Annotated in this window: 5 protein-coding genes; 2 read left to right on the top strand and 3 right to left on the bottom strand. The window is 41.0% G+C overall.

Annotated features, from left to right (window positions below; genetic code table 11):
* Window positions 1-120: 120 nt before the first annotated feature.
* A complete protein-coding gene (locus tag BLQ87_RS32335; RefSeq protein ID WP_074613042.1) occupies window positions 121-1341 on the bottom strand; it encodes a peroxiredoxin family protein in 1221 nt (406 codons plus the stop codon).
* A gap of 410 nt (window positions 1342-1751) precedes the next feature.
* On the opposite strand from BLQ87_RS32335, the gene BLQ87_RS32330 reads away from it, so the two are divergent.
* Window positions 1752-2576 carry a DUF6266 family protein gene (locus BLQ87_RS32330; RefSeq protein ID WP_074613041.1) on the top strand — a complete coding sequence of 275 codons (825 nt, stop codon included), beginning with the start codon at window positions 1752-1754 and terminating at the stop codon, window positions 2574-2576.
* A gap of 345 nt (window positions 2577-2921) precedes the next feature.
* Here BLQ87_RS32330 and amaB read toward each other — a convergent pair whose 3' ends face one another.
* Together amaB and BLQ87_RS32320 are read right to left on the bottom strand one after the other, a co-directional pair.
* On the bottom strand, window positions 2922-4460 hold the full coding sequence (gene amaB / locus BLQ87_RS32325; protein WP_074613040.1) for an L-piperidine-6-carboxylate dehydrogenase: 1539 nt from the start codon (window positions 4458-4460) through the stop codon (window positions 2922-2924).
* 89 nt (window positions 4461-4549) lie between these two features.
* On the bottom strand, window positions 4550-5017 hold the full coding sequence (locus BLQ87_RS32320; protein ID WP_074613039.1) for a hypothetical protein: 468 nt from the start codon (window positions 5015-5017) through the stop codon (window positions 4550-4552).
* 246 nt (window positions 5018-5263) lie between these two features.
* Between BLQ87_RS32320 and BLQ87_RS32315 the strand changes: the two genes are divergently transcribed.
* Window positions 5264-6667 carry a tetratricopeptide repeat protein gene (locus BLQ87_RS32315; protein ID WP_074613038.1) on the top strand — a complete coding sequence of 468 codons (1404 nt, stop codon included), beginning with the start codon at window positions 5264-5266 and terminating at the stop codon, window positions 6665-6667.
* Window positions 6668-6718 lie beyond the last annotated feature (51 nt).

The following is a 6718-nucleotide window of genomic DNA, read 5'->3' as shown; positions in this document are numbered from 1 at the left end:
TGAGAAACTATATCGAGCTTCTCCTCAAATGTGTGTTTTGCCATAAATGATAAACCCCAAAAGTTTTTGTCCAACTTTTGGGGTTCACTTCAAATCCTGCCGCTTTTTTATTGGGTGGTGTTATTCTAAAAGCTTAGTGATGGTCTTCTCAAACTCCTGTTTATATTCCGTGTGGTAGGTTCCTGTTCCCGGACCATAAAATGAAGTATTGATCTTACTTACTTTTCCCGTTTTATCTAAAAAAATAGTCGTTGGAAAGACTTTAATCTGCGTCAGCTGAGGCAATGTTTTTTCCGTGCGCTGGGGATCGCTCACCGTTACCCCGGTAATCAACATTGGGTATTCTACCTTAAATTGCTGCTGGAACTTCTTCAGACTTTTTCTTGAGCGGGCTTCATCTGTACTCAGCTCGTAAGCCATTGCAATGATCTCGATGCCCCTGTGCTTATTTTTACGGTAATAGGCACTTAGAAACGCCATTTCATCCATACAGTTGGGGCACCATGATCCCATCAGCTGTAGAATAACCACCTTATCTTTAAACCTTTTGTCTTTGAGGGATACCATATTTCCTTCCAGATCTTTAAAACTGAAATCCAGAAATCCACTGGAACCCTCTTTCAGGGTGGTAACCGGGGGATCTAAGGTTACGTTTGCATCTTTCACTGCTACAAAAGATTCTGGTACTGATGCACTGCTGTAATAATTGCCTTTAAGTTCTCCAGAAGTAATTTTGGCAGCGAAGAAAAGGGCATGTACACCGTCAAATGTAGAAAGGAACATTGAATCTGCTGCGAGGGTTCCGACAAGGTAGCGGTAGTCTCCGGCAGGAGTCAACACGGAACCTCTAATCTGTTGCCCTTGCTGACTAAACTCGCCGATGGCCGGTCTTTTCGTCTGGTCAGCCCTGGTGAATTCCATTTTCCATTTACCAGCTACCTGCTGGAGGTTTCCCGGGGCTTTTTTAGGAAAACGGCTTACCCCGCTTACTGCGTAAAAAGGCATCACAAGATCCTTTGTTGAGCCCCCTTTAATCCAGACGCCATTTAAACTGTCTTTGCTGATGACCTTAACCCTGAACGAGGATTCAAATACCGGCATTTTGATCAAAATAGAATCCTTAGATACGATAACGTCTTCTGTTTTCATGCGCTCCGTATCATTGATGATATAAAAGACATGCTTTCTGCCTTGTTTTTCGATTTCCAGTTCAAAAGGGATATGGTGCCCGTCTTGTCGCTGCAAAGTTCCCTTCCATTTCCCGGGTTGGAGATTAAGCTGAGCGTTGCAGAAGAGAGAAAAGGCCATAAATAAACCAAAAAGTCCGTATTTCTTTACCATGTCTGTTTTTATTGATCTATGTAAAGTTAACAGAATCAACATGTCTCTATGAACTACAAATGTCATTTTTGATACTGTAGCTTCTTTCTTCAGCGCTATAAATAAGAGATACAATGCCGAATATCCGTAGCGGGCATGCATGAAGTAATGCCTTTCCTTAGGTATAGCTTACGCCAGGCTTCCAACTGCTGCTATTTTGCTTCTTTATTGATAGTAGGTTGCTAGGGCCCTATAGGGTCTATAGCCCTGTCAATCCCGATTATTCTAAGCTGAAATTTAGTCGCAACCTAAAAGTAATCGGTAACATGATATCAGCTTGATATTGGCTTTAATGAAACTTATTGCTTATATTGGTATTGTTAATATTGAAAATATTAACTTCTTATTGTTTAGTAATTAATCTATTGAATATGGCAAAAGCACCAAATGGCCCTCTGGGCGCCTTAAATGGAAAATTGAGCAACCTGGTTTTCTATATACTGAATGGACAACCGGTAGTTCGCACTATTGGCGATCCAGGTAAACCAAGCAGGAACCAGCTGGCTAACCGTCAGGCAATGTCCGTGACGATGGATATGGTACGAACAATCTCTGAGTTTACAAATGTCAGCTTTGAGCTGGAAGTAAAAGGAACGGTTAGAAATACGCACAACCTGGCTACTTCTTACATTAAAAAACACGCGGTTAAAGGGGAATATCCCAATCTCTCTGTGGATTATGCGAAGGTGATCCTAAGCAATGGTACTTTGCCTGGTGCAAATGACCTGAAAATTGAGAAGAACGAAAAAGGGGTTTTAGTGAGCTGGGATTCCAGGGATCGTCACAATGATATCGTCATGATCCTGCTTTATCACCCCCTGAAAAAAATGGCGACGCCCATTATTAATGCCTGTCGCAGAGATGCAGGGAGCTATTTTGTGGACTTACATCAGGAGCTTGTCGAAGAACCAATAGAAGCTTATATCTGCTTCAGAGCAGCCAACGGCAAGGCGATTTCAGATAGTCAATACATCGGCAACCTGAACGGAGAGATGGAAAGCAAGGAAGAGCGGGAGCAGAAAGAGAAATACGCCTCGGTAAAACAGCGTTTTGATGTTGTGAAAGCCGACTATTTGCAGCAAATAACAGACAATCGGGGGAATCCCGTCGATAGCAAAGCCTTCCGGAATCTGGAAAGAGAATACGAGGTGTTGAAAAAGAAACTAGAGCACCTTCCTGGAAAGCCAGGCGGATAATTACTCAAAATATAACTCCGCATTGTCATATTTCATTGTTGACGAATTAAAATTCAATTCCGCAAGGGGAGTTCTGTGTCAAAAAATCATCATTGGTTTTGCGCATATGGATTATGTCATAACAGGAGCTTTGTCGATAACAATAAATTGTGAATTTGTTAATAAAAATTGTACACTGATAAATCTAATTTATGCGTAAATTAGTATAGGTGAAATTTTAATCCCATTTGATAAAAAAGTCCTGTGAACGGGTTATCCGTGTAGGGCAGGCACACCATAAGTATGCTTATAAACAAAAAGTCCTGACACAGTCAGGACTTTTTGTTTTAACTCTATTTTTGTCGTTTACAGATCAAACTTAATTCCCTGTGCTAAAGGAAGTGTATTTGCGTAATTGATGGTGTTCGTTTGTCTGCGCATATAGCCTTTCCAGGCATCAGAACCACTTTCCCTGCCACCACCGGTTTCTTTCTCACCACCAAAAGCGCCACCAATTTCGGCACCTGAAGTTCCGATATTAACATTGGCGATTCCGCAGTCAGATCCTGCTGCTGATAAGAACTGTTCTGCTTCTCTCAGGTTCAGCGTCATGATGGCCGATGATAGTCCCTGAGGAACACCATTTTGTAAAGCTATCGCTTCGTCCAGCGTTTTATATTTGATCAGGTACAAGATCGGAGCAAAGGTTTCTTCCTGTACAATATCAAAATGATTTTCTACTTCGGCTACGCAAGGTTTTACATAACAACCTGAACTGTATTGATCACCACTAAGTACACCACCCTCTACCACAAAGCGGGCACCTTCTTTTTTACCTTTTTCGATGGCGTCAGTATACATATCCGCTGCATAAACGTCAATTAGCGGACCTACATGGTTGTGCTGATCCAAAGGATCGCCTATTCTTAACTGGCCATAAGCTTTTACCAGTTTATTTTTGAAGTCTTCGTAAATATCTTCATGGATAATCAGACGGCGGGTAGAGGTACAACGTTGTCCTGCTGTTCCCACTGCTCCAAATACCGCTCCGATAATAGACATGTCTAAATCTGCATCTTTCGAGATAATGATGGCGTTGTTTCCACCTAATTCCAGAATGCTTCTTCCGAATCTGCCGGCAACTGCTGTAGATACCATGCGGCCAATTCTGGTAGATCCGGTGAAGGAAACCAAAGGAATACGTTTGTCGTTATTCATCATATCGCCAACTGCATTTCCAATCAATAAGCTGCTAATGCCTTCAGGCAGGTCATTGGCCTTTAATACTTTTGCAATGATGTGCTGACAGGCAACGGCACATAAAGGCGTTTTTGAAGATGGTTTCCATACACACACATTACCGCATACCCATGCCAAAGCAGTATTCCATGCCCAAACAGCTACAGGGAAGTTGAATGCAGAGATGATACCAACAATACCCATCGGATGCCATTGCTCATACATGCGGTGGTTTGGCCGTTCAGAATGCATGGTTAAACCGTAAAGCTGACGGGAAAGTCCTACTGCAAAATCGCAGATGTCGATCATTTCCTGTACTTCACCAAATCCTTCCTGTAAACTTTTACCCATTTCATACGATACTAAGGTCCCCAGGTCTTCTTTACTTTCTCTTAAAGCATCGCCAAACTGACGTACAATATCGCCACGCTTTGGTGCTGGTAAGCCACGCCAGAAAACAAATGCCTCTTCCGCTTTTTTCATTACGGTTTCATAGTCATCTGCAGTAGCGACCTGTACACTGGCGATCTTTTTTCCGTCAACCGGAGAATAGCTGTCTATAGTTTTTGCATTTGATGAAGCAGCCCAGTGATTACCTGTGCTGTACGCAGGATTTAATTCCTGAATCCCTAAGTTTTTTAAAACGGAACTGATGTTTGTTTTCATTAATATTTGGTTTTTTAATGATAATAATGCTAGCAAGAGCTGTCATGTAATATTACAAATCAACAAAAAATAATGGAAGGAATGTCACCTTAAGCTCCGCAATTTTCTTTTCTGCGGGTATCTATAATGTAAATCACTTTCCAGCCATCCTTACCTTTGAAAAGCTGGAATGAATTTACGCCACAGTGGCTAAATTGATCATCTACATAAAACTTATAATCCGTCCATACGCTGGCAAGATGGCCATCAATCAGGATTTTGGTAAATACAATCCGCTCATCAAAGCGTTCTTTATGTGGACTTCCAATAAATCTAAGGAAATCACTAAGGCTGGTGGTTTTTACGATCGGGGCTTCATTTTTAGGCGTCGCAATGGTCTGCATGATACATTGATCGGAGAACGAGGTGTGCGTAAGGCTGCTATCTCCCTTTTTCATTCCTTCAAAAAGTTGATTTATGCATTGTTTAATAAGTGCTTCTTCGGCCTTGTTTTCCTGCGCAGCGGCACTAAAAAAGAAGATCAATAGGAAGAAAGTCAGACCGCTATATTTTTTCATGACTTGAATTTTACTGGTTTTCAATTAAAGTTATGTTATTTTGCATTATAATTCAGATCATTATCTCTATGCAAAAAAATAAGTCAGCTAATTTCTCCCGACGCTTTTGCTAAAATTAATATTATCAGTCATTTAGGGGCGCGGGTGTGTGTATGTTGAAAATTATTTCGTTTATGCTATTCATAAATGTTGTAAACTTATATTGTGTTTTAAAAATATGGGATCTGTTCTTTAATTATTCGCGACATGGAAGAGGAGTTTTTATTTGATTTTAGTGATGACGCGCAACGTTCGGTAGAACGTTACGAGGAGATGATACGTAACGAGGATCAATACTTTTTTGATGCCCAGGCTTTTGAAAATATTATTGATTATTACATTGACAAGAGTGATCCTGTCAAGGCACTTCAGGTAATTGAGTACGCCCTAAACCAACACCCTTATGCGGCGGTCTTCCTGGTAAAACAGGCGCAATTGTTCTTTGTGACCGACCAGACGGAAAGGGCATTTCTCGCTTTGCAAAAGGCCGAGATGCTGGAGGCTTCAGAAGCAGAGATCTATATTTTACGCGGAAATATCTATAACAGTCTGGAACGTTATTCGGAAGCACTGGATAATTTTCAGATCGCTTTGGGTTTCGCGGAAACTACAGATGAGATTCTGTTACAGATTGCTTATGTCTATCAGAATATGCTCGATTATGAACAGGCCATCGTTTATATCAAGCAAAGTCTGGAGCAGAATATGGAAAACAAAGACGGCTTATATGAGCTGGCATTTTGTTATGATATCTTAGACAAACAGGAGGAAAGTATTCAGTTTTACCAGGAATATATCGACAACGATCCTTATTCTTATGCCGCATGGTATAACCTGGCCAATTCTTACCATAAGCTCGATCTCTTTGAAAAAGCGATTGATGCCTATGATTATGCCATTCTGATTAAGGATAACTTTGCTTCCGCTTATTACAATAAAGGAAATGCATTGGTTCAACTGGACCGTTATGCCGAGGCTATTGAGGTCTATAAACAGACTTTTGAGTATGAACCACCTAATGCAGATACGTATTGTGCAATCGGGGAATGCTATGAAAAGCTGGAGCATATGGACGAAGCCCGTGCGTATTATAAGAAATCGGTGAAGATGGACCATAAGATGGCTGATGCCTGGTTTGGGATCGGTGTGACGCTGAATTTTGAAGAACGCTATTTTGAATCGCTTCATTTTTACCGTAAAGCTTTAGAGCTTGATGGGGAAAATCCGGATTTCTGGTTCGCTATGGCGGATGCCTATTATAAACTCGGACAGATAGAACAATCTATTGAAGCTTATTATAAAGTGCTGGAATTTAATCCGGTGGATATAGAAGCCTGGTTGGATTTTTCTACGGTATTGTATGAGCAAGGGAGGTTGCTGGAAGCTTCGGAGACCATTTTAGATGGAATCAAGAACAATCCGGATGCCGCAGAGCTGTATTACCGTATGGTGGCTTACCTGTTTGCTTTGGGAGAAAAGAACGATGCGCTCGCCTATCTGGAAACCGCATTGGTGACCGATCCGGATAAGCATTACATTTTATTTGAATATTTACCACAATTGCAGGACAACGGCTCAATAATAGAAGTAATTAACCGTTATGTTAAATAATTGTACCATTTTTTATTAGAAATAGCTGATAAAAACTGTCCGTTTTTTTTC

Origin of the sequence: Pedobacter steynii (assembly GCF_900103665.1) — a bacterium.
In the GTDB taxonomy this organism is placed as follows: Bacteria; Bacteroidota; Bacteroidia; order Sphingobacteriales; family Sphingobacteriaceae; genus Pedobacter; species Pedobacter steynii.
This window is presented reverse-complemented; position numbering and strand designations above follow the sequence as displayed.

Coding starts and splice junctions, on each gene's coding strand:
- BLQ87_RS32335 (WP_074613042.1), bottom strand. CDS start 1,341: ATGGTAAAGAAATACGGACTTTTTGGTTTATTTATGGCCTTTTCTCTC.
- BLQ87_RS32330 (WP_074613041.1), top strand. CDS start 1,752: ATGGCAAAAGCACCAAATGGCCCTCTGGGCGCCTTAAATGGAAAATTG.
- amaB (WP_074613040.1), bottom strand. CDS start 4,460: ATGAAAACAAACATCAGTTCCGTTTTAAAAAACTTAGGGATTCAGGAA.
- BLQ87_RS32320 (WP_074613039.1), bottom strand. CDS start 5,017: ATGAAAAAATATAGCGGTCTGACTTTCTTCCTATTGATCTTCTTTTTT.
- BLQ87_RS32315 (WP_074613038.1), top strand. CDS start 5,264: ATGGAAGAGGAGTTTTTATTTGATTTTAGTGATGACGCGCAACGTTCG.